Source organism: Amycolatopsis solani, assembly GCF_033441515.1.
Taxonomy (GTDB): Bacteria; Actinomycetota; Actinomycetes; order Mycobacteriales; family Pseudonocardiaceae; genus Amycolatopsis; species Amycolatopsis solani.
This window is the reverse complement of record NZ_JAWQJT010000001.1, coordinates 3,277,905-3,300,352: the sequence shown is the minus strand read 5'-3', so window position 1 is coordinate 3,300,352 and position 22,448 is coordinate 3,277,905. Positions and strand designations below refer to the sequence as shown.

The window sequence follows — 22,448 nt, the reverse complement described above, 5'->3', positions numbered from 1 at the left end:
GGCATGGACCTCGGACTGCTGTACCCGACCCGCGACTGCGGCGAAGCCGACTTCGCCGAGCTCTGCCGCCGGCTCGACCCGGCCATCGGTCTCGGCTTCGCCTACGCGGAGTGGGGTGAAACCGTCGGCGACCTGGGCGAACTCGACGCGGCCGGGCAGACCGCGGCCGTGCGGGAGATCGGGGCGCCCGAGCGCCTCACCCGGGCCGCCGACGCGTTCGCCACCACGCCGGACGTCGTCAGCTGGGCCTGCTCGAGCTGCAGTTTCACCCGCGGGCTCGACGGCGCCCGCGCGCAGGCCGCGGCGCTCGCCACGCACCTCGGGGTGCCGGCGAGCAGCACGTCACTCGCCTACCTCGCCGCGCTCGAGCGGCTGGACGCCGGCCGCGTCGCGCTCGCGTCCGTCTACCACCCGGACTTGACCGCGCTCTTCACCGCGTTCCTCGCCGAGGCGGGGGTGACGACCGTGCACGCCGTCTCGGCCGGTGCCGGCTCCGACCGCGAGCTCGCCGCCTGGGGTCCGGAACGGATCACCGAGCTCGCCGTGGCGGCCGATCACGAAGACGCGCAGGCCGTGCTCGTTCCCGAGACCGCCCTGCACACCACGCCGCTGGTGACCGGGCTCGAAGCGCGGCTGCGCAAGCCCGTGCTGCCCGCCACCGCGGTGACCGTGTGGGACGCCCTGGACCGGCTGGGTGCCGTGCCGGTCCGGGACGGCCTCGGGACCCTGTTCACGGACGGGGCGGGGCTCCGTCGGCCGAGCTCATCTTCTTCGTGAAGCGGGCCGCGACGTCTCGGAGCTTGATGTTCGTGTGCTGCGACTCCACGATCAGGCGCTGCATCGCCGCGTCCTCGCCGGATCGGTGGATCAGCATCAGCATGCCCTTCGCCTGTTCGATCACCGCGCGCGTGTCCATCGCGTTGTGCAGCTCGTCGGCGAGGCGCCGGGCTTCGCGGTAGCGGCGGGTCAGGCGCAGCGCCGTCTCCACGCACAACGTGAACAGGCGCAGCACCTTCGTGTCGAACTCGTGGTAGCCGTGCGCACCGAAGCCGAACAGCGTCACCGCGCCGACCAGGGTGTCGTCCACGCGCAGCGGGACCGCCAGGTAGCTGCCGACGCCGATTTCCTTCGCCGCGGCCACGAACTCGGGCCACTGTTCGCCCGTGTCACCGACTGTCACGCGCACGACCTCGCCCGTCAGCGCCGCGAGGAGGCCGGGGCCGTCGCCCGCCGCGTACTGGACGTCGTCGATGTGCCGGGCACGCTCGTCGGTGAAGGCCGCGGTCTGCGTCACGCCGTCGCGGACCACCATGATGCTGGCCAGGTCCGCGTCCGGTACCACCCGGACCGCCTCGCCGCAGACCGCCTCGAGCAACCCGGGCGTGTCGGACACCGATTCGAGTACCCCGACGAGATCGGCCAGTACGGCGTTCAGCTCGTCGACGCGCTCCGCCATGCCGTCGCCAGTGGTCGGCAAGACCACCCCTCCCCGTGCGTCAAGCGGCGAGCACGGAGAGAGCTCGCCAGCAGCGTCAACCAAGACCACCGCTGGCGTTTCAACGGGTCCGGGTGAACTCTACCGGCCGGTGCCTGCGGTTTGCCGTCGGCCGCGCCGGGTAGCCCGGGAGGATGGACGATCCGGCTGTCGATGACGAACTGTGGGCCGAGTTCCACCGCGTGGTGAACATGACGTCGCGCGAGCTGGCGGACTGGCTCCGCACCCGCGACGCGAGCCCCGAGACCGAGCCGCTCCCCGATCAGGCCGGCCCGCCGACCGGGCACCAGGTGCTGGCCATCCTGCGCAAGCGCCGGTCCGACGTGGACCGGGACGACGCCGACGTGATGCGCAAGGTGATCGACCGGGTGCTTTCCCAGCGGCGGGACGACCTCGAGCCGACGGCGGGCGAGGACCACTGGCGCCACCGCCTGATGTCGATCGGTCACGACCCGTTGAAGCCCGCCTGAACCGCCGTGAAGCGCTGGTTCGGCCCGTTGGTCGGCCGGTACAGACCGATCCGCGCACCGTCCTCGCGGGACTCGCCCGTGACGTCGAGCAGCTGCCCGGTCGCCGCGTTGACGAACGTCCAGGTGCCGTCGCCGGTGGTGGACAGCGTCCACTGCGCCGCCGCGCCGGTCGTGCCCGCCGGGGCCAGTGCCACCGCGCCGCCGGACGTGCTCAGCACCTGGCCGGTGCCCGCGTTGGCGATGGTGAACCGGTCACGGCTGCCGTAGCGGCCGGTGCGGTCGGCCAGCGTCCAGCGCTGCGCGGGCGCCGACATGTCCGTCGTGCGCTGCACCAGCGTGCCGTTCTCCGCCGACAGCGACTTGCCGCTCTGCACGCCGGTGAAGGCGAACGGCCTTCCCGAGCCGAGTCCGGTGCCGGCCGCCGTCGCGGAGACGCCGTCGACGAGGAAGCTCGTCACCGACCGCGCCGGCACCCGCAGCGTGGCGTGCGCCGACGTCACCTTGACCGGCTTGCCCCGCTTCAACGCGCCGGTGACGTCGGTGACGACCGGCGTCACCGAGGCACCCGGCCGGATGTCGCGGAACCCGGACAGGTCGAGCGTGACGTCCTGGTCGTCGGTGCCCGCGTTCGTGTGCACGACCGTCGCCAGGTCCTCGCCGCGCATCGCGGCGGTCGACGCGGTGTCGTCCACGCCCACCAGCCGGTCACCGGGCCGGATGTAGTGGGTGAAGTTCCGCATCGTGTTGAACTTCGTGTTCGTCTTGATCTGGCACGTCTGCGGCGTCGCGGAAGCCGGGCAGTCGAACGGGACCTGGATCTCGCCCCAGTTCATCCCGGCCGCGGACTCACCGCCGGGCTTCATGTTGTCGTAGTCCTCGATCGGCTGCCAGCTCACCCACGCGCTCGGCTCCAGCAGCCGCAGGTCGTCGGTGATCTGCTTGGCCATCCCGAGCCCGGGGTCCATGGACGTGAAGTCCTGCCGGTCCAGCCAGCTCCCGCCGACCTCGCTCATCCACAACGGCTTCGAGGCGCCCTTCGCCAGGTCCCGCGGGATCGGCCGGTTGCCGGTGCCGTAGGTGTGCACGTTGAGCCGTCCCGCCGCCGCGCGGGCCGCGTCCGACCAGCCGGTCCAGTCCGCGGCGAAGATGTCGGGGTTGGTCTCGTCGGGGGCGGAGACGATCGCCTTCGACCCGGCCAGCGCCGCCGCCATCGCGGGGATCAGCTGCGACTGGACCGACGGGCCGATGTGCGCGCCCTCCTGCCGCCCGCCGGTCGGGTTGCCGTCGGCGCCGAGGGTGGTCTTCCAGTAGTTCGTGTTCGGCTCGTTCAGCGGGTTCACCGAGGCGAACTTGATGCCGTGCGCGCGTTCGAGCGTGCTCACGACCTGTGCCAGGTACGCGGTGAAGTCGCCGATCTTGTCCGGGCGCAGCTGCTCGTCGGTGGCGTTGAAGCCGCCTGAGACGTACCCCGAGACGGTCTGGAAGTACGGCGGCGAGTTGCTGAACGCCTCCCACTTCGTGACGCGGTTCTTGATCTTGTCGACCCACCAGCGCTGGTTCGGGTCCGCGGCGGCGTCGAACTCGGCCGGATCACCGGGGGTCCACCAGTCCTTGTCGGCGCGGGTGGTACCCGCTGGCGCCTTCCACCAGCCGGGGACGGCGCCGCCCGCGCGCAGGTACGGCGGCACGTCGGGGGCGTTGCCGCCGCCGACGTCGAACCGCGCGATGTTCAGGTTCAGCCCGTCGGGACCGAAGACCAGGTCGGCGAGCCGGGTGCGGATCGAGTCGGGGTAGCCGCCGGTCGCCTCGGCCATCCAGGCCAGGCTGGCACCCCAGCCGTCGAACGGCTGCTGCCGGTACGTCGGATCGGGCTTGACCGTGACGGCGGTGGCCGCGGCCGCGGGTGCCGCGACCACGGCGGCGCCGATCAGGGGTACACAAAGGACGGTGAGCAAACGCTTGCGGTTCATCGTCGAACTGCCCTTCGGTGCGGTGGGGACTGCTCAGGCCTCCGTGTGGCCCAGCAACGGCCGCGGCGTGAACCGGGCCGCCGGGTCGAGCATCGTGCCCAGTTCGAGCACGACGAGTTCGTTGCCGCCGGCCCGGACCACCGGGCGCGGCACGTACAACGTCCGCTGCGGCCCGCGCCGCCAGTAGCGGCCGAGCGGGAAGCCGTTGAACCACGCCAGGCCCTTGCCCCACTCCCCCGTGTCGAGGAAGAGGTCCGCGGGCCCGTCGACATCGATGTCGGCGCTCAGCAGCACCGGCCCGGCCACCGGGCCGACGACCGCCGTCCCGGACGGCGAGCGCAGCGAAGGCACTTCGGTCAGGTCGAGCGGCAGCACGTCCCAGCCGGTCAGCGGCTCGCCGTGCAGCTCGGCCCCGCCGACGATGCCCTTCGCCTCGCCGATCCGCGGGCCGTAGTCGACGCGGCCCTGGTCTTCCACCAGCACCAGCAGCTCGCCCGCCGCGCGGGGCAGCGCGATGGCGCGGTCGTGGTGCTCCCGCGACAGCGTGCCCACCGGGTCGCCGTCGAAGAACACCGTCGCGCGGTCGCGCACCTCGCCGAAGGTGAGCACGCCGGGCCGGTCCCCCTCGACGGCGCAGCGCAGGAGCGCCAGTTGCGGCATCGGGGTCAGGTCGTCGAACGCGGGCAGCTCCTCGTGGAACTCCCAGGTGCCCCAGCGATCCGGCGCGTCGAGCAGCCGGACCGGGTCGCCCAGGACCCCGTCCGGGGTCGGCGCCGGGCGCGCCGGCGGCGGGACGGTGTCGGGAACCTTGTGGTAGCGGGCGATCACGTCGCGGAACGCGTGGTACTTCGGCGTCGGGTCACCGGCTTCGTCCAGCGGCGCGTCGTAGTCGTAGGACGTGACGATCGGCTGGTAGACGCCCTTGTCGTTGGCCCCGTTGGTGAACCCGAAGTTGGTGCCGCCGTGGAACATGTAGAGGTTGACCGACGCGCCCGCCGCGAGCAGCGCGTCGAGCTCGGCCGCCGAGTCCGCGGCCGGCGTCGTGTGGTGGTGCGCGCCCCAGTTGTCGAACCAGCCGTTCCAGAACTCGCTGCACATCAGCGGCCCGGTCGGCTGGTGCGCCCGCAGGATCGCCAGCCGCTCCCGCGCGCCCGAGCCGAAGGACGCGGTGCGGTGCAGGCCGTCGAGGCTGCCCGCCTCGAGCATCTCCGGCGTCGGCTGGTCCACTGTGGTCAGTGGCACGGTGACACCGGACGCCCGCGTGTGGTCGGCAAGCGCTTTCAGGTAGCGCTTGTCGTCGCCGAACGCGCCGTACTCGTTCTCGACCTGGACCAGCAGCACCGGTCCGCCGCGGTCGATCTGGCGCGGGACCACGACTTCGTAGACGCGCGTCAGGTATTCGCGCACGGCGGCGAGGTACCGCGGCTCGAACCGCCGCACCCCCACCGCCGGGTCGCGGAACAGCCACGCCGGCAGGCCGCCGTTGTCCCACTCGGCGCAGATGTACGGGCCGGGCCGCACGATCGCGTACATCCCGGCGTCGGCCACGAGACCGAGGAAGCGGTCCAGGTCGAGCCCGCCGGTCAGGTCGAAGACGCCGGGCTCGGGAGCGTGCGCGTTCCACGGCACGTACGTCTCGATGGTGTTGAGCCCCATCCGCCGGGCCTTGTCGATCCGGTCGGCCCACAGGTCCGGGTGCACCCGGAAGTAGTGCAGGGCACCGGAAAGGATCTGGAACGGGCGACCGTCCAGCAGGAAGTCGGTGTCTCCGATGGCGAAGTCAGGCATGCCCGCCCGCCTCCGGGCTCAGCTGGAGCACGGTCCAGGACAAGGGTGGCAGTGTCACGGTGATGGTGGTCCCCCCTGGGTCGGACGTCACGGCGGTGCCGGGGAGCGGCACCGGCCGGACCGGTTGCGAGACGGCGGTGTTGACGGCGTGCCGGGATTCACCGGCGGGCGCGGTCAGGGTTTCCGCGGCGTAGACGCCGAACCGGGCCCCGCGCAGCCGGAGGCGGACCTCGGTCGGCGACGTCGTGGCGCGGTTGGTCAGGAACACCGCGCCGCGCCCGGATTCCCCCGCCGTCGCGGCGACGTCGACGAGGTCGACTTCGCCGTGCTGCGCGGTGCGCAGCCGCGGTCCTTCGACGGACAGGCGCAGGCTCACCCCGCCGGCCAGCGCGGCGACCTGCCGGAACGGGTGGAACGTCGACTGCCGCCAGGCCGGGCCGCCGGGCTCGGTGCGGATCGGCGCGATGACGTTCACCAGCTGCGCCTGGTTCGCCATCGTGACGCGGTCCACGTTGCGCAGCAACGAACTCAGCAGCGAGCCGACGACGACCGCGTCGGTGACGGTGTAGTCGTCCTCGATGATCCGCGGGTGCTCCCGCCAGCCACCCTCGGCGAGCCGCGCCTGGTCGGTCTCGTTCCAGCGCCGCAGGTCCCAGACGTTCCATTCGTCGACGCTGATCCCGACGTCGAGCCCGAGCTCGTCGATGATCCCCGCCACCGCGCCGATGTAGGCGTCCAGCGCGGCGCCGCTGGCCAGGTAGCTGTCGGTGTCGCCGTGCAGCTCCTGGTAGTAGGCGTGCAGCGAGATGTGGTCGACCAGGCCCCCCGTGTGGCGCAGCACCGTGCGCTCCCAGTCGCCGAACGTCGGCATGTCCGCGTGCGAGCTGCCCGCGACGACCAGCTCGAGGCCCGGGTCGACCATCCGCATGACCCGCGCGGTTTCGGCGGCCAGGCGGCCGTACTCGTCAGCCGTCTTGTGGCCGATCTGCCACGGGCCGTCCATCTCGTTGCCCAGGCACCACAGCTTGAAGCCGAACGGGCGGTCGGCGCCGTTCGCGCGCCGCCGCTCGCTGAGCGCTGTGCCACCGGGGTGGTTGCAGTACTCCAGGACGTCGACGGCGTCCTGGATGCCGCGGGTACCGAGGTTGACGGCGTACATCACCTCGGTACCCGCGGCTTCGGCCCACGCGGCGAATTCGTGCAGGCCGAAGCGGTTGGACTCCACGCTGTGCCAGGCCGGGTCGAGCCGGACCGGCCGGTCCGGGCCGACGCCGTCCTCCCAGCGGTACCCGGAAACGAAGTTGCCGCCGGGGTAGCGGACCACGGTCGGGCCGAGCTCCCGCACCAGTTCCAGAACGTCGCCGCGGAACCCGCGTTCGTCCGAAGTGGAGTGGCCGGGCTCGTACAGCCCGGTGTAGACGGACCGGCCCATGTGCTCGACGAACGAGCCGAAGAGGCGACGCGGGACCGGGCCGATGACTTCGCCCGCGTCGCCTTCGATGTGGACGGTCATCCGGCGCTGACCGTGAAGCCCTGCTGGTTGCCGTAGTCCACGATGGACTGCTGCCAGGCCGCCAGCCCGGCGTCGAGCCCGGTGCCGTTGAGGTAGGCCTTGCCCGCGGTGTCGCTGAAGACGCTGTTGGCGTAGGTCTGGTACGGCAGGTAGGTCCAGCCCGGCGCGACGTCCTTCGACGCCTGCGTCAGCACCTGGTTGATCTTCTGGCCACCGAAGTACGGCGCAGCCTCGTCGACGAACGCGGGCGAGGTCAGGTCGGCCGTGGTGGACGGGAAACCGCCGCTCTTGATGAACGGCTGCACGCCACCGGCGTGGTTGAGCCAGCGCACGAACGCCGCGGCCAGCGCCGGGTTGGTGCTCTGCTTGAGCACCGACTGCGTGCTGCCGCCGTTTTCCGCGGTGACCGCCTGCTGCCCGTCGTAGGTCGGCATCGGCGCCACCGCCCACTTGCCGCTGCCGCCGGGGACCGAGGAGATGAAGTTGCCCGGCATCCAGGCACCGGTGACCAGCGAGGAGATGGTGCCGTCGCCGAGGGCGCGGAACCAGTCGTCGGACCACTCCTTGACCGGGGCGAGCAGCTTGCCCTGGATCAGCTGGTCCCACATCGCGGTCCACTTCTTGGTGCCCGCGTCGGCGAAGTTCACCTTCACGTTCCGGCCGTCGACGCCGAACGGGTGCCCGCCGGCCTGCCAGATCATGCTCAGCGCGAACCCGGGGTCGCCGGTGTCGGAGGTGATGTACTTCGTCGGGTCGGCGGCGTGCAGCTTCTTCGCCGCGGCGACGTACTCTTCCCACGTCTTCGGCACGGCGATGGCGTTCTTGTCGAAGACTTCCTTGTTGTAGAACAGCGCCATCGGCCCGGAGTCCTGCGGCAGGCCGTAGACCCCGTTGCCGTTCTTGACCTGCGCCCACGTCGAGGCGCTGTAGTCCTTTTCGAACGACCCGAAGCCGTAGGAGTTCAGGTCGACGAGCGCGTCGGTCAGCGCGAACTGCGGGAGGGCGTAGTACTCGATCTGCGCGACGTCCGGCGCGCCGGAGCCGGCCTTGATCGCGTTCTGCAGCTTGGTGTACTCGTCCTTGTTCGTGCCGGCGTTGACGTAGTTCACCTTGACGTTCGGGTATTCCTTCTCGAACGCGGCGACCTGGTCCTTGGCCGAGGGGGTCCAGCTCCAGTAGGTGATCGAGCCGCCCGCCTTGAGCGCGGCGTCGACGGAGTCCTGGGTGCCGGTGGCGGCGGCGGGCCCGGACGAGCTCCCGGCGGAGCAACCGACCGCCATGGCGGCGGCCAGCGCCACGGCGGCGAACGCCTTGGCGCGACTGCGGATGCGTGACATCGAGTGTCCCTTCACGACGGTGTGACGGCTATTGCTTGACGCTCCCGGCGCTCAGCCCGGACTGCCAGAACCGTTGCATGAGCAGGAAAGCGAGGACGAGGGGGATGATGGTGAGCAGTGATCCGGTGAGCACGAGGTTGAAGATCGGCTGCGCGCCGGCGCCGTTGGCCTGCGCGCTCCACTGGTTGAGCCCGACGGTCAGCGGGTACCACTTCGGCTCGCTGAGCATGATCAGCGGCAGGAAGTAGTTGTTCCAGGTCTGCACCACGGTGAACAGCGCGACGGTCACGATCCCGGGTACCAGCTGGCGCAGCGTGACGGTGAGGAAGATCCGGAACTCGCCCGCGCCGTCGATCCGCGCCGCTTCGAGCAGCTCGTCGGGGATGGCGTCGGCGGCGTAGACCCAGATCAGGTAGAGGCCGAACGGGCTGATCAGCGACGGGATGATGATGGCCAGCGGGGTGTTGGTCAGCCCGAGCTTGCTGAACATCAGGAACGTCGGCACGGCGAGCGCGGTGGCGGGCACGGCCACCGCGCCGAGCACGACGGCGAACACCGCGCGGCGGCCGGGGAAGCGGTACTTGGCCAGCCCGTACCCCGCCGCCGTGGCGAGGATCGTCGCGCCGCCGGCGCCGACCACGACGTACAGCAGCGTGTTCCCGAGCCAGCGGAAGAAGATCCCGTTGTTGTAGGTGAACGTCTGGGCGATGTTGTCGAACAACGCGAACGGGCCGCCGAAGGACAGCCCCGACGTCGAGAACAGGGACGCCTGCGTCTTGGTCGCGTTGATCACCAGCCACGCCAGCGGGACCAGCGTGTAGAGCAGGTACAGCGCCATGACGGCGGTGAGCGTGCGCGACTTCTTCGGCCGGGTCACGGAGAGCGTGGCCACGTCACATCCCCTTCCGGGTGCCGCGCAGCTGCACGACGTAGGCGATGACCGCGGTGATCACGCCCATCACGATCGCGACCGTGGCGGAGTAGTTGTACTGCTGACCGGCGAAGGAAAGGTTGTAGGCGTACATGTTCGGCGTGTAGAAGGTGCCGATCACGTTCGGCACCAGGTTGCGCATGATGTTCGGCTCGTTGAACAGCTGGAAGCTGCCGATGATCGAGAAGATCGTCGCGATCACGATGGCGCCGCGGATGGCGGGGAGCTTGACGGAGAAGATCGTGCGGAACGCGCCGGCGCCGTCGATCGCGGCGGCCTCGAACAGTTCCTTCGGGATCACCTTCAGCGCCGAGTAGAAGATGAGCATGTTGTAGCCGACGAATTCCCACGTGACGACGTTGCCGATCGACGTGAGCAGCCAGTTCTGGGACAGCGGTTTCACGGCGTCGGTGCCCAGCAGGTGGTTGAGGTCCGCGGCGAGTCCGAAGTGGTCACCGTAGATGAAGCCCCACATCAGCGCGGCGACCACGGCGGGCACGGCGTAAGGCAGGAAGATCACGATCCGGAAGAACCCGGCGGCGTGCAGCCGGGCGCTGTCGATCGCCAGCGCCGCGACCAGCGCGAGCAGCAGCATGATCGGCACCTGCACGGCGAGGAACACCAGCACCCGCTGGAAGGACTCCCAGAACTTCGGGTCGGCGAGCACCTGCGCGTAGTTGTCGGCGCCGACGAACACCGTGCCACCGAAGAAGGCCTGGTCCCGAAAGAGGCTGAGCACGAAGGCGTAGACGACCGGCGCGATGAACGTTAGCGCGAACACCACCATGAAAGGGGCGACGAAGAGCCAGCCGCGCCAGTTGCGCCGCCGTCGGCGGGCCGGCGGCGCCGGGCGGGCCGGTGCCGCGACCGGCGGTGCCGCTGTGGACGTCATCGTCCCTCCGGTGTTCGTGCAGATGTTTACGTCAACATGGACGGTCGGAGGGTAACGTGTTGACGTAAACATGTCCAGGAAACTTCGAGGAGCCACCCGTGCCGACAGCATCCCCGCGCCGTGGACCGTCGATGGCGGACGTCGCGCGCGAGGCTGGGGTGTCCGGCCAGACGGTGTCGCGGGTCGCGAACGGCAGGACGAACGTCGACGACGCCACGCGCGACCGGGTCCTCGCCGCGATGCGCCGGATCGGCTACCGCCCCAACAGCGCGGCCCGCGCCCTGCGCAACGGCAAGTTCCGCAGCATCGGCGTGATCATTTCGGCCCTCCCGACGTTCGGCAACAGCCGCACCCTCGACGCCATCGCGGCGGCCGTCGTCGCACAGGGGTTTTCGATCATCCTGATGCCGGTGACCCGGCCGACGCAGGGCGAGGTGACGGGCGCGTTCAGCAAGCTGAACGAGCAGGCGGTCGACGGCGTGATCATCCTGATCGAGCAGCACCAGCTCGACCAGAGCGCAATCGAGCTGCCGCACGGCCTTCCGGTGGTGGTGATCGACTCCAGCGCGCGCTACGACTACCCGGTCGTGGACACCGACCAGGCTGACGGCGCCGCGACCGCGACCCGGCACCTGCTTTCACTGGGGCACGAGACGGTGTGGCACATCGCGGGCCCGCCGCAGTCCTATTCGGCCGAACGGCGCCGGAAGTCGTGGCGGTCCACTTTGGAGCTCGCGGGCGCGTTCGTCCCCCCGGTGCTGACGGGTGACTGGTCCCCTTCGTCGGGCTACCGGGCGGGTCTGACCCTGGCGGCCGACCCCTCGGTGACAGCGGTGTTCGCGGCGAACGACCAGATGGCGCTGGGATTGCTGCGGGCCCTGCACGAGTCGGGCCGGTCCGTGCCGGGCGAGGTGAGCGTGGTCGGGTTCGACGACATGGAGGAGTCGGCCCACTTCTGGCCCCCGCTGACGACGATCCGCCAGTCCTTCGAGGCCGTCGGCCGCCACGCGGTGGCGGCCCTGCTGACGGAGATCGAGACGGGCGAGGAGGCCGGGGAACCGGTGAGCGTCCCCACGGAACTGGTACTCCGCTCGAGCACGGCGCCTCCCCCCGTTCCGCGCGTGTCGTGAGGTGAAGGGGACTTCCAGGGCAGGCGGGGTGCGGGCGCGACGACGCGGCCGGTGTTGCAGGGCGAGCAGGGCGGCCGCTTGCGGGGCAGGCGCTAGCGGGGCGGGCGGCGCGGCGCGACCGGTGATGCCGGACGGCCGCTTACGGGGCGGGCGGCGCGGGCACGAGCGCGCCCGGTGGGGGTGCGCGGGCGCGGCGGCCGCAAACCTGGCGCCGCCCAGGCGTGAGGCGCGACAAGCGATGCGCGGGCGCCGGCGAGGTGCGAGCGCGGCCGGCGAAGTGCGGGCCGGGCATCGGGCTCGCCGGACGCGCGCCGAGCCGTGCGCGAGCCGCGATGCCGCGATGCCGCGAATGACTCATTCGGGACCTCCCACGCCCCGAATGAGTCATTCGCGACCTCCGGACCCGACGGCACCGGCGCCCGCGGAAGTTCTCGTTTCACCGTGCGGAAGGCGGGGCATTACCGGCCACCAAGCCGGGATCGCCGGCACCCCGGACGTCGCAATGGCTTGGACCATTCGGCGTCATCCCCACCGAAACGAGGCCGTCATGCTCGCCATTCTCGCCGCCGTGCTCTTCGGGCTCGCTCTGTTGATGGAGCTGGCCGGGTTCGGGCTCGGCCCGGTCGTCACGACCGGGACGCTGACCACCGCCGGGTTGCTCTGCGTTGCCCTGCACCTGGCCGGCGTCGCCACCGACCGGTCGCGGTTCAGCCGGCGGCGGCGCCGCTGACCTCCGCCGCGCGGGTCAGCACCTGGGCGAACACCTCCGGTGACTGGGCGCCTGACACGCCGAAGCGCTGGTCGACCACGAAGAACGGGACGCCGGACGCGCCGAGGGCGCGGGCCTGCTCGCCGTCCGCCGCCACTTCGGCTTCGTAGGCGTCGGATTCGAGCACGGCCCGCGCCTCTTCGGCGTCCAGACCCGCTTCGGCGGCCAGCTCCACCAGTGAGTCGCGGTCGAACAGCGACCGGCGCTCGGTGAAGTGCGCGCGGTAGAAGCGGTCGACGACGGCATCGGCCAGGCCGCGGTCGGCCGCGAGGTGCACCAGGCGGTGGCCGTCGACGGTGTTGCCCATGTGGACGCCGTGCAGGTGGTACTCGAGGCCGTCGGCGGCCGCGCGTTCCTCCATCTGCGCTTCCATCGCGTCGGCTTCTTCCAGTGTGCGGCCGTACTTTTCGGCCAGCACCTCTCGCGTCGGACGCGAAGTCCCGCGCGGGAACGACGGGTCGAGCTGGAACGAGTGGTGCACCACCTCGACGTCGACGCCGAGTTCGGCGACCGCCTGCTCGAAGCGGCGTTTGCCGAGATAGCACCAGGGACAGACGAGATCGGACCAGATGTCTACGCGCACCCCGCCAAGCTAACCGCAGGGGCGCCGCGCACTTCAAGGTAACCGGCGGCGACCTGCGGGATAGGGTTGGGCCGGTGACCGTCTCGACCGACGACATCGTCCGGCACGCCGCGCGGCTGCTGTTCACCGGAACCCGCCTCGACCTCGGCCGGATGGCCGCCGAACTCGGGATTTCGCGCACGACGTTCTTCCGCCGCGTCGGCAACCGCGACGACCTCATGGGCGCGGGCCTGCGGCTGCTGTCCGACCGCACCTGGCAGCGGGCGCTCGACGGCTGGCACACCGCGCACGGCGACGCGGTCCGCACGCCGGAAGGCCGGTTGCGCTGCCTGTGGGTCATGGAGGAGTACCGCCGCGAGGTCGCCGGCAACGACGGCATGCGCAAGCTGATCGAGGCGGAGTCGGCGGTCGCCCTGCGGGTGCTGACCGATCCGCGCGGTGCGGTCCAGCCGGTCCTGGTCGACCAGCACGTGGAGCTGTTCCGCGCCGACGCCGAAGCGGCCGGGCTGACCCCGCTGGTGGGACTGCCGGACCTGGCGTTCGCCGTGGTGCGGCTCGGCGAATCGTTCCTGTACTCGGACGTGCTGGCCGCGCGCACGGTGGACCTGACGGTAGCGACCACCCTCCTGGACACGCTGGTCCGCGGCGCGCTGGAGCCCGGCGCCACCCGCTGACTGATGTAGTACGGGACCGGGGCCGGCTTTGTCACGCGCGTGAGTGCCGGGGCCGCCAACTCACTGAGCGACCGCACAGTCTGTTGACCACTCACCCATTCGGCCGTTGTGGAACATTTCGGCGAAGTGTTTCATAAGGCGACCGGAAAGCGGTTACCCCGCGCCCGGCCAGCGGCACGCCTTCGTTGCCGTGCAACGGTTCCATCGGTCCGCCCGTCCGTGTCCGGGCCCGCTTTCGCCTGCCCGGGGAAAGAGAGCGATCCATGTCCGCACTCACCAGCCCGCCGACGTCGTCTGGCCCGGGTGAGAAAATTTCCCGCCGCCGCCCGTGGCGCGCCAAGGCCGCGGGGGTGCTCGCCGCCGCGCTGGCGGTGACCACCGCGGTCGCCACGCCGGCACCCGCCGCCGACAACCCCTACGAACGCGGGCCCGCCCCGACCACGGCCAGCATCGAGGCCAGCCGGGGCAGCTTCGCGACCAGCACCACCACCGTGTCGAGACTGGCCGTCTCGGGCTTCGGCGGGGGCACCATCTACTACCCGACGAGCACGGCCGCCGGCACGTTCGGCGCGATCTCGATCGCCCCCGGCTTCACCGCCACGCAGTCGAGCATGGCCTGGCTGGGCCCGCGCCTGGCGTCCCAGGGCTTCGTGGTGTTCACCATCGACACCCTGACCACCAGCGACCAGCCCGACAGCCGGGGCCGCCAGCTGCTGGCCTCACTCGACTACCTCACCCAGCAGAGCTCGGTCCGGTCCCGCATCGACAGCAGCAGGCTCGGCGTCGTCGGGCACTCGATGGGCGGCGGCGGCACGCTCGAAGCGGCGCGCTCACGGCCGTCGCTGCAGGCCGCCGTGCCGCTGACCGGCTGGAACCTGACGAAGAGCTGGTCGACGGTGCAGGTGCCGACCCTGGTCGTCGGGGCGGAGGCGGACACCGTCGCGCCGGTGGCGACGCACTCGATCCCGTTCTACACCAGCCTGCCGTCCTCTTTGGACAAAGCGTACCTCGAACTGCGCGGGGCCAGCCACTTCGCGCCGAACTCGTCGAACACGACGATCGCGAAGTACACGCTGTCCTGGCTCAAGCGGTTCGTCGACAACGACACCCGCTACGAGCAGTTCCTCTGCCCGATCCCCGGCACCAGTCTGTCCATTTCGGACTACCGGGGCACCTGCCCGCACAACGGCTGACGCCCGGCCGCCGGGCCCGCGGTCAGCGTTCCGCGGGCTCGGCGGCCCACTGCAGCAGGAACCGCAGCGCCTCTTCCGACGGTGAGCCGGGCTCGGCGGTGTAGGCCACCAGCCGCTGTCCGGGGTGCGTCTCGACGGCGAACTGCTGGACGTCCAGGGTGACCGGCCCCGCCACCGGGTGCCGGTAGGTCTTGGTCAGCTCCCGGGCCCCGCGCACCTGGTGGGTGTCCCACCACAGCCGGAAGTCCGCGTCCTTCTCCAGCAGCTCGCGCACGAGCGCGGCGAGCACCGGGTCGGCCGGGTCGCGGCCGGACTCCATCCGCAGCACCTCGACGCACGCGCCCGCCGCCCGCGGCCAGTCCGCGTAGCGGGCGCGGTAGTCCTCGTCGAGGAACGTCAACCGGATCAGGTTCCGCTCGGCGGGCGGGCGCGCGCCGAAGTCGCCCAGCAGCGCGACCGCCGCGCGGTTCCAGGCCAGCACGTCCTGACGGCGGTTCAGCACCATCGCCGGGACGTCCGGCATGCCGTCGAGCAGCTGCCGCAGCGGGCCCGCGACGTGGTCCTCGGCCGGCGCCCGGGTCTCCGGGGCGACGTCGGCGAGGGTGAACAGGTACGCGCGCTCGTCCGGGGCCAGCCGCAGCGCGTCGGCGAGGGCGTCGAGGACCGCGCGGGACACGCGCCGCGTGCGGCCCTGCTCCAGCCGGACCACGTAGTCGATGCTGATGTGCGCGAGCTGGGCCAGCTCTTCCCGGCGCAGGCCGGGGACCCGCCGGAGCCGCCCGTCGTCGGGCAGCCCGGCCCGTCGCGGGTCGAGCGCGGCGCGGCGGGCCCGGAGGAACTCGCCCAGTTCGGTGGCTGCCATGCCCCCAGTGTCGCAAGACCGGCCGCCGCGTGCCTGGTACCAGGCTCCATAGGCAGAACCCTCCCTGGCCGGCCACCCCGGACCGGCCGACGGTGGAGTCATGACCGAACGAACCACCCTCCAGCTCGGCGACCTGACGACCGGCCGGATCGGCTACGGCGCGATGCGGCTCACCGGCCCCGGCCACTGGGGCGACTACCCCGACCGGGCCGCGGGCCTCGAGCTGCTGCGCCGGGTCGTCGACGCCGGCGTCACGCTGATCGACACCGCCGACGTCTACGGCCCGCACACCAACGAGCAGCTGATCCGCGAAGCCCTCCACCCGTACCCGGAGCACCTGGTGCTCGCGACCAAGGGCGGCTTCGTTCGCAGCGGCCCGGAGATCTCCACGATCGCCGCGATCGGGCACCGCCAGTACCTGCGCCAGTCCGCGATGCTGTCCGCGCGCCGCCTCGGCGTCGAGCGGATCGACCTCTACTACCTGCACAGCGGCTACGCGCAGGACGCGTCCTTCGAAGACCAGGTCGGCACGCTCGCCGAGCTGCGGCAGGAGGGGGTGATCCGGCACATCGGCCTGTCCAACGTGACGCTGGAGCAGCTGAAGGCCGCCCGCGAGATCGTCGACATCGCCGCCGTCACCGCGCACTACAACGTCGTGGACCGGCACGAACAGCCGTTGCTGGACGCCGCCACCGAGGCCGGCGCGGTCTTCGTCCCGTGGCAGCCGGTGTCGCTCAGCACGCCGGGCGCGCCGACCGACACCGCCGGGCCGGCCGCCGTCCGCCGCGTCCTCGAACCGATCGCGGCCCGCCACGGCGCCACCGTCTCCCAGGTCGCGCTCGCCTGGCTGCTCGGCCGCTCGCCCGCCGTCATGCCGATCCCCGGGACGACGTCGCTCGCGCACGTGCGCGAAAACCTCGCCGCGCAGGACCTCGTCCTGAGCCCCGAAGAGGTCGCCGAGATCACCGCGCTGCGACGGTGACGGCAAGCTTTCCCCGGGTGTGCCCGGCTTCCTGGTAGGCGAACGCGGCACGCAGGTCGTCGAACGGGTAGGTCCGGTCGATGACCGGTGTGAGCGCGCCGCGCTCGGCGAACGCGGCCAGCTCGCCCAGCACCGCCTTCTTGTCCGGGCAGCCCACCGCGTCGGCGAGCACGACCCGCCGTCGCGCGAACGGGCCGGCCGCCAACGCGGCGAAGACGTGCCCGGCGGGCTGCAGCCAGCGCCCGGCCGGGCCGCCGACGGCGACGAAGGTGCCGTCCCGCTCGAGGATCCGGCGGCAGGCGAACAGCGTCCGGCCGCCCGCGACGTCCAGCACGAAGGCGTAGCGGCGGCCGCCGCGCGTGAAGTCTTGGGTCCGGTAGTCGAAGACGTGCGTGGCGCCGAGGGACCGGACCAGCTCGGCGTTGGCCGCGCCGCACACGGCGTCGACGTCGGCCCCGAGTGCCTTGGCCAGCTGGACGGCGAAGGTGCCGACGCCGCCGGAAGCGCCGTTGACGAGGACCCGCTGCCCCGGCGCCACGCCCCGCAGGGCGACCAGCGCGGTGACGGCGGCCATCGGCATCGTCGCGGCTTGCTCGTGGGACAGGTTCGCCGGCATCGGTGCCAGCAGGCTTTCGGGCACGCACACGTACTCGGCGTGGGCACCCCGCGGCAGCAGGGCGTAGACGTCGTCGCCGGGTGAGAACTCGGTCCCGGCCGTCTCCACCCGGCCGGCGAGGTCGCAGCCGAGGACGCCCACCGGCGGGCGGCGGAGCCCGAAGCCGCCGGTCATCACGCGCGCCACGCGGGGCTCGCCTCTGAGGAAGTGCCAGTCGTACGGGTTGACCGAGGTGGCGTGCACCCGGACCAGCACCTCGCCTTCGCCGGGGACGGGATCGGGCAGGTCTTCCCAGGTCAGAGCTTCGGGCGAACCGTACATACGCTGTACGAGAGCCTTCATGACATCTCCCTTACGTTGTAAGTCTTACGTCGTAAGGTAGCTCCGGGCGCGCCATCGGGTCAAGACGGACTTACGTTGTACGATCTTCGGCGTGACCACTGACGCCCGGACCCCGCTGAGCCGGGAGCGCGTCCTGCGCGCGGCCGTCGCGCTCGCCGACGAGCACGGCCTGCCCGCGGTGACGATGCGCCGGCTCGCGGACGAACTCGGCGCCGAGGCGATGTCGCTCTACTACCACGTGGCCAAGAAGGAAGACGTGCTCGACGGGATCGTCGACGTCGTGGCCCAGGAGATCAACGAGGCGGTCGCCGCACTCGAGCCCGGCCCGGACTGGAAGCGGACGGCCCGGCGGCGCATCCTCGCCGCCCGCGAGGTGTTCCTCCGCCACCGCTGGGCCCCGGCGCTGTTCGGGACGCGGTCGTCGACGAGCGTGGCGGTGCTGAAGTACTACGACAACCTGGTCGGCTTGATGCGCGAAGGCGGCTTCTCGCACGACCGGATCCACCACGCGCTGCACGCGCTCGGCAGCCGGGCGCTGGGGTTCAGCCAGGAGCCGTTCGACCCCGGCCCGGGCTCGTCGGCCGAAGTCCCGCCGGAGGTGGTCGCGCAGCTGCCCAACCTGGTGGCCATGCTGAGCGAGATCGCCCACGACGACCCGGATTCGACGCTGGGCTGGTGCGACGACCAGGCGGAGTTCGAGTTCGGCCTGGACCTCGTCCTCGACGGCCTGGACCGGCTGCGGTAGTCCACCAGGTGGGACACCCCCGAGCACCGGAGCAGAATCGGCGGGGTGTCACGACCACTGCGGAAGCTCGGCTTCCTGACCATCGGCCTCTTCGACGCCGCCGACCCGCGGCGGGGGCACGAGTCGACCCTCGAGATCATCGAACTGGGTGAGCGGCTCGGGTTCGACAGCGCCTGGGTGCGCCACCGGCACCTGCAGTACGGCATCTCGTCGCCGGTCGCCGTGCTCGCCGCCGCGTCGCAGCGGACGAGCCGGATCCACCTCGGCACCGCCGTCATCCCGCTCGGCTGGGAGAACCCGCTGCGGCTCGCCGAGGACCTCGCCACCGTCGACCTGCTCTCCGGCGGGCGGCTCAACCCGGGGATCAGTGTCGGGCCGCCGATGCGCTGGGACGACGTCAAGGAAGCCCTCTACCCGGACACCGCCGACGCCGAGGACTTCTCCTACGACCGCGTGGAACGGCTGCTCGGGTTCGTGCGCGGCAAGCCGGCCACCGGGTTCAGCGGGACGCAGGGCTTCGAGGTGTTCTCCGACCGCGTCCAGCCGCAGGCGCCCGGGCTCGGCGAGCGCCTCTGGTACGGCGGGGCGAGCCTGCGCTCGGCCGAGTGGGCGGGCAAGCACGCGATGAACTTCCTGACCAGCAGCGTGGTCAAGGCCGAAGGCGAGAGCACGGACTTCGCGGACATCCAGCTGTCGCACATCCAGGCGTTCCGGGCCCACCACCCTGACGGCGAGGCCGCCCGCGTCTCGCAGGGCCTGGTCGTGATCCCGACCGACCGCGCGACGCCGGAGCAGCGCGCCAAGTACGAGGCCTACGCCCGGAAACGGCTGCCGCGCACGGCCGAACCGCAGGGCCCGGCCCGGATGCTCTTCTCCCCCGATTTCGTGGGCACGTCGGCGGAAATCGCCGACCGGCTGAACGCGCACAAGGCGTTCCGCGAAATCGACGAGGTGGCTTTCGCCCTGCCGTTCACCTTCGACCACGAAGATTATGTGCAGATCCTCACCGATATCGCGGAACGCCTCGGCCCGGCACTGGGCCGGAATTCCTGACTTACTTGTTGGTGCCCGGCGTGAGGACCTTGTCGATCACGAAGACCGTGGCGTTCTTCGTCGGGATGTTCCCGCACAGGATCTTCGCGCCGTTGACCGTCATGTTCTCACCGGAACCCTCGATCTTCAGCTGCCCACCGGCCGCGTTGAGGGTGTCGAGCGAGCCCGCGGCCGCGAGGCCCTTGGCGTCGTAGCGCTTGCCGACGACGTGGTACTGCAGGATCGGCGACAGCTCGGCCGGCTTGCCCGCCAGCTCGTTGAACTTCGCGTCACCGAGGGCGGCGAAGGCCGGGTCGGCCGGGGCGAACACCGTGATCGAGGGCGCGCTGTTGAGCGTGTCCACCAGGTTGGTGGCCTTGACCGCCGCCACCAGCTTGGTCAGCAGCGGGTTCGTCGACGCGGCCGAGGCGACCGGCTGCGGGCCCATCGAGTCCAGCGAACCGGGCGCGGACCCCTGCGGCAGCTGGGAACAGGCCGGGCCGAAGACGTCGGCGTTGGTGGTCATGCCGTCGCCGGCCGCGGCGGCGCTGGAGGACGGGGCGGCCATCGACGACGACGGGGCGGGGGCGCTGGAGCTGCCCGACGAAGCGGTGTCGCTGCTGCTGCACGCGGCCAGCGAAAGAGCGGCGACAGCGGCGACGCCGATTCCGGCGACACGAAGCTTGGTCACGAAAATCACTCCCATAAGCGGCTGAGAACTTCTTCTTGACGGGTATTCGGAACTGCTCGTGAATCGGTTTGCCACCCGATCGGGTGATCCGGGTCACTGACGGTGGGAAAGCGCTATCTGCCGAAGAGGGAAACGTTTGCTCAGGTCAGGTCGATCCGGGTGACCGACGGCGTCGTCGGGCCGGGTGAACCGCCCGCGGGCTCGACGGTGATCCCGATCCGGTCGACCCCCGCCGGCAGGGTGGTCTCCATGGGCCGCATGCGGTCCGGCGACTCCGGCTGCATCAGCCCGGCCGAATGCGCGCCGCCCTTGCCGATCAGCCACACCTGGTAGACGTGCGCCGCGTCGAGGGCGGGCAGCCCGGACGCGAGCAGGACGGCCTGGTTGCGGCTGCGGGAAACCACGAGCGTCGCACTGCCTTGTCCGGTCCCCTGGATCGCCGTGGCGTCCGGGGCGGCGAGCACCGGATCGGCCTTCTGCTGCGGGACGGTCGTGGTCTGCACGCCGGCCAGCACCACCGCCGCCACGGCCGCCGCGGCGGCCCCGAACAGCGCGACGCGCACCTGCCACGTCTTAGCGCGGCTGAGCTTGCGCACCACGGGCACCCGCGGCGGCACCTGCCGGGTGCGGGCCACGTCGGCGAGCACGACCAGCTTCAGCTCCGGCGGCGGCGTCACTTCGGCGGCCACGCCGAGCCGGGCGCCGGTCGCGCGCAGTTCCGCGACCTCCTGACGGCAGGCAGGGCACTCCCCGAGGTGCCGTTCGAACTCGGCCCGCTCCACATCGGACACGGCGTCGAGCGCGTAGGCCCCGGTCAGCGTGTGCAGCTCGGCGGTCATCGGTCCACCCCCAAGCAGTCACGCAGCCGAATCAGGCCATCGCGGATCCGGGTCTTCACGGTTCCCGGCGCCACCTTCAGCACCTCGGCGACCTCGGGGTAGGTGTAGCCGTTGTAGTAGGCCAGCACGATCGACTCGCGCTGCAGGTCGGTGAGCGCGGACAGGCACTGCCGCACCCGCTGCTGGTCCAGACCGGCCAAAGTGGACTCGGTGACCTCGTCGAACGGCCGCCGCACGTCCATCCGCCCGGCCCGGTCCTCCCGGTCGAGCACGGCCTGGTGCGAGCGCACGCGGTCGACGGCCCGGCGGTGCGCGATCGTCAGCACCCACGAAAGCGCGCTCCCGCGCTCCGGGACGTACCTCGTGGCCTTGCGCCACACCTCCACCAACACCTCCTGAGCCACTTCCTCGGCTTGCGCGTGGTTGCGCAGCACGCGCGTCACCAGCCCGAGCACCGGGCCGGCGACGAGGTCGTAGAGCGACGAGAACGCGGTCTCGTCACCCGCCGCCACCCGCCGCAGCAGTTCCTCGGCGCTCGGCGGAGGCACCGGCGTCTCGTCCGGATGCAGCCGTAGCCGTCCACGCTCACCCATGCCCGGCACCCTCCACGTCACCCACCACGCCCTCCGGCCTCGAGGGGGATTCGCGGCCGGACGCCGGGGCGGACTGGTGCGCAGTGGCCCTTCCCACCCGGAAGGCCCAACTCCGGCCCGCCGACCCATCCGGCGACGCCGCGGCTTCGAAAGCCAGGGATACGGGTGCCCGTTTCGTGGGCTGGGGGGCGTTCCCGGCCCGGGGTAGCGGCTGTGATGCGGGGTCGCGAATAACTCATTCGCGACCCCGGCGCCCCATCCGGCGCCCCGGGTGGCTCCGAAAAGCTCGGGACTCAGAGCCCGCTCAAGCTCCAGCACGCGGGTCGCGAATGACTCATTCGCGACCTCCGAGGTCCCCAATGACTCATTCGCGACACCCGGCGGCCACCGGCAGACCACGCCGCAAGCTCGCCTGGCCTCTTACCGTGTGTGAGGACTTGCCCGTTCGGCCATGCCCACGGTGACCTCCGACACTTCTTGATCACCCCGAAGTGTGAAAGATTTTCGGAACGCTGGGCGTTGAACTCACTATGCGTTATCTCTGGAACAAGACGAAGTTAACCGACGAGTAGCAAAGGGGGCCACCATGGCCGACCCGCACAGCGTGACCAGCGCCGGCGTGGACTTCGCCCTGCGCACCTTCGGCGCCGGGCCGCGGCCCGTGCCCGCCGAGCTCGAGTACGACACCCGGGATCCCTACGCGGTCGCCGTGGTGCTGCACGCCGGCCCGAGCGCGGTCCGGTGGCTCTTCGGGCGGGACCTGCTGGCCGACGGCCTGCTCGCCCGCTGCGGTGACGGTGACGTCCGGATCGGGCCCGCCGGAGATCCCGCGCTCGTCGTCGTGGAGCTGAACTCCCCCGACGGCGCCGCCGTGCTCGAAGCGCCCGCGAAGGAGCTCGCCGCCTTCCTCGACCGGACCTACGACGTCGTGCCGGCCGGCAGCGAGAGCGACTGGTTCGACTTCGACACCGAACTCGAGAAGCTGTCCTACCAGGACTGAG

Annotated in this window: 23 protein-coding genes; 10 read left to right on the top strand and 13 right to left on the bottom strand. The window is 71.4% G+C overall.

All coding sequences use genetic code 11. From position 1 onward, the window contains the following. Window positions 1-3 precede the first annotated feature (3 nt). The gene (locus tag SD460_RS16190; RefSeq protein WP_290058964.1) at window positions 4-777 is read left to right on the top strand and encodes a maleate cis-trans isomerase family protein; all 774 of its coding nucleotides are present in this window, start codon (window positions 4-6) and stop codon (window positions 775-777) included. Here the strand turns inward: SD460_RS16190 and SD460_RS16185 are convergent. After that, complete coding sequence (locus tag SD460_RS16185) at window positions 731-1,456, bottom strand: ANTAR domain-containing response regulator (RefSeq protein WP_290058972.1); 726 nt, start codon at window positions 1,454-1,456, stop codon at window positions 731-733. The genes SD460_RS16190 and SD460_RS16185 overlap by 47 nt on opposite strands. Before the next feature lie 173 nt (window positions 1,457-1,629). On the opposite strand from SD460_RS16185, the gene SD460_RS16180 reads away from it, so the two are divergent. Continuing rightward, window positions 1,630-1,965: a DUF3140 domain-containing protein gene (locus SD460_RS16180; RefSeq protein WP_290058965.1), complete on the top strand. Its 336-nt coding sequence runs from the start codon at window positions 1,630-1,632 to the stop codon at window positions 1,963-1,965. Here SD460_RS16180 and SD460_RS16175 read toward each other — a convergent pair. The 6 genes from SD460_RS16175 to SD460_RS16150 are packed head-to-tail and all read right to left on the bottom strand — an operon-like array spanning window position 1,941 to window position 10,396. Next, window positions 1,941-3,935, bottom strand: coding sequence for an RICIN domain-containing protein (locus tag SD460_RS16175; protein WP_318306308.1), 1,995 nt, complete (start codon window positions 3,933-3,935; stop codon window positions 1,941-1,943). The two genes, SD460_RS16180 and SD460_RS16175, sit on opposite strands and share 25 nt — an antisense overlap. Window positions 3,936-3,968: 33 nt before the next feature. After that, window positions 3,969-5,723, bottom strand: a complete 1,755-nt coding sequence (locus SD460_RS16170) for a glycoside hydrolase family 35 protein (protein WP_290058967.1) — start codon at window positions 5,721-5,723, stop codon at window positions 3,969-3,971. After that, a complete protein-coding gene (locus SD460_RS16165; RefSeq protein ID WP_290058968.1) occupies window positions 5,716-7,236 on the bottom strand; it encodes an alpha-N-arabinofuranosidase in 1,521 nt (506 codons plus the stop codon). Before SD460_RS16165 ends, SD460_RS16170 begins: the two co-directional genes overlap by 8 nt. Then, the gene (locus tag SD460_RS16160; protein WP_290058969.1) at window positions 7,233-8,573 is read right to left on the bottom strand and encodes an ABC transporter substrate-binding protein; all 1,341 of its coding nucleotides are present in this window, start codon (window positions 8,571-8,573) and stop codon (window positions 7,233-7,235) included. Before SD460_RS16160 ends, SD460_RS16165 begins: the two co-directional genes overlap by 4 nt. A 28-nt stretch (window positions 8,574-8,601) precedes the next feature. Beyond that, a complete protein-coding gene (locus SD460_RS16155; RefSeq protein ID WP_290058970.1) occupies window positions 8,602-9,465 on the bottom strand; it encodes a carbohydrate ABC transporter permease in 864 nt (287 codons plus the stop codon). Between the two features lies 1 nt (window position 9,466). Further along, window positions 9,467-10,396 carry a carbohydrate ABC transporter permease gene (locus SD460_RS16150; protein WP_290058971.1) on the bottom strand — a complete coding sequence of 310 codons (930 nt, stop codon included), beginning with the start codon at window positions 10,394-10,396 and terminating at the stop codon, window positions 9,467-9,469. A gap of 131 nt (window positions 10,397-10,527) precedes the next feature. Here SD460_RS16150 and SD460_RS16145 point away from each other — a divergent pair, with 131 nt between their 5' ends. Both SD460_RS16145 and SD460_RS16140 read left to right on the top strand, forming a co-directional pair. Beyond that, complete coding sequence (locus SD460_RS16145; protein WP_318306569.1) at window positions 10,528-11,526, top strand: LacI family DNA-binding transcriptional regulator; 999 nt, start codon at window positions 10,528-10,530, stop codon at window positions 11,524-11,526. A gap of 547 nt (window positions 11,527-12,073) precedes the next feature. After that, window positions 12,074-12,256 (top strand): hypothetical protein, encoded by a 183-nt coding sequence (locus SD460_RS16140; protein ID WP_160701928.1) that lies wholly within the window; start codon window positions 12,074-12,076, stop codon window positions 12,254-12,256. Here the strand turns inward: SD460_RS16140 and SD460_RS16135 are convergent. Beyond that, window positions 12,234-12,866, bottom strand: coding sequence for a DsbA family oxidoreductase (locus SD460_RS16135; protein ID WP_290062680.1), 633 nt, complete (start codon window positions 12,864-12,866; stop codon window positions 12,234-12,236). The genes SD460_RS16140 and SD460_RS16135 overlap by 23 nt on opposite strands. 86 nt (window positions 12,867-12,952) lie before the next feature. On the opposite strand from SD460_RS16135, the gene SD460_RS16130 reads away from it, so the two are divergent. Together SD460_RS16130 and bdeA are read left to right on the top strand one after the other, a co-directional pair. Beyond that, window positions 12,953-13,552 carry a QsdR family transcriptional regulator gene (locus tag SD460_RS16130; RefSeq protein ID WP_290062679.1) on the top strand — a complete coding sequence of 200 codons (600 nt, stop codon included), beginning with the start codon at window positions 12,953-12,955 and terminating at the stop codon, window positions 13,550-13,552. Window positions 13,553-13,815: 263 nt separating this feature from the next. Further along, entirely contained in the window at window positions 13,816-14,745 is a 930-nt protein-coding gene (bdeA, locus tag SD460_RS16125) for a bis(hydroxyethyl) terephthalate hydrolase (RefSeq protein WP_290062678.1), read from the top strand. Between the two features lie 22 nt (window positions 14,746-14,767). On the opposite strand, the gene SD460_RS16120 is transcribed toward bdeA, so the two are convergent. Then, the gene (locus tag SD460_RS16120) at window positions 14,768-15,607 is read right to left on the bottom strand and encodes a helix-turn-helix transcriptional regulator (RefSeq protein ID WP_290062676.1); all 840 of its coding nucleotides are present in this window, start codon (window positions 15,605-15,607) and stop codon (window positions 14,768-14,770) included. Window positions 15,608-15,707: 100 nt separating this feature from the next. Here SD460_RS16120 and SD460_RS16115 point away from each other — a divergent pair, with 100 nt between their 5' ends. Next, complete coding sequence (locus SD460_RS16115; RefSeq protein ID WP_290062675.1) at window positions 15,708-16,589, top strand: aldo/keto reductase; 882 nt, start codon at window positions 15,708-15,710, stop codon at window positions 16,587-16,589. Here the strand turns inward: SD460_RS16115 and SD460_RS16110 are convergent. Beyond that, window positions 16,570-17,547 (bottom strand): NAD(P)-dependent alcohol dehydrogenase, encoded by a 978-nt coding sequence (locus tag SD460_RS16110; RefSeq protein WP_318306307.1) that lies wholly within the window; start codon window positions 17,545-17,547, stop codon window positions 16,570-16,572. The genes SD460_RS16115 and SD460_RS16110 overlap by 20 nt on opposite strands. Window positions 17,548-17,638: 91 nt before the next feature. On the opposite strand from SD460_RS16110, the gene SD460_RS16105 reads away from it, so the two are divergent. Continuing rightward, window positions 17,639-18,292: a TetR/AcrR family transcriptional regulator gene (locus SD460_RS16105; protein ID WP_290060051.1), complete on the top strand. Its 654-nt coding sequence runs from the start codon at window positions 17,639-17,641 to the stop codon at window positions 18,290-18,292. A 45-nt stretch (window positions 18,293-18,337) separates the two neighbouring features. Then, window positions 18,338-19,345: an LLM class flavin-dependent oxidoreductase gene (locus SD460_RS16100; RefSeq protein WP_290060053.1), complete on the top strand. Its 1,008-nt coding sequence runs from the start codon at window positions 18,338-18,340 to the stop codon at window positions 19,343-19,345. Between the two features lies 1 nt (window position 19,346). On the opposite strand, the gene SD460_RS16095 is transcribed toward SD460_RS16100, so the two are convergent. The 3 genes from SD460_RS16095 to sigK form a co-directional block, all read right to left on the bottom strand. After that, a complete protein-coding gene (locus SD460_RS16095) occupies window positions 19,347-20,015 on the bottom strand; it encodes a fasciclin domain-containing protein (RefSeq protein WP_290060055.1) in 669 nt (222 codons plus the stop codon). A 140-nt stretch (window positions 20,016-20,155) separates the two neighbouring features. Then, a complete protein-coding gene (locus SD460_RS16090; protein WP_290060056.1) occupies window positions 20,156-20,854 on the bottom strand; it encodes an anti-sigma factor in 699 nt (232 codons plus the stop codon). After that, window positions 20,851-21,447: an ECF RNA polymerase sigma factor SigK gene (sigK, locus tag SD460_RS16085; protein WP_290060057.1), complete on the bottom strand. Its 597-nt coding sequence runs from the start codon at window positions 21,445-21,447 to the stop codon at window positions 20,851-20,853. The genes SD460_RS16090 and sigK overlap by 4 nt, the downstream gene beginning before the upstream one ends. A gap of 586 nt (window positions 21,448-22,033) precedes the next feature. Here sigK and SD460_RS16080 point away from each other — a divergent pair. Then, complete coding sequence (locus tag SD460_RS16080) at window positions 22,034-22,447, top strand: SsgA family sporulation/cell division regulator (RefSeq protein ID WP_290060058.1); 414 nt, start codon at window positions 22,034-22,036, stop codon at window positions 22,445-22,447. The last annotated feature ends 1 nt before the right edge of the window (window position 22,448 follow it).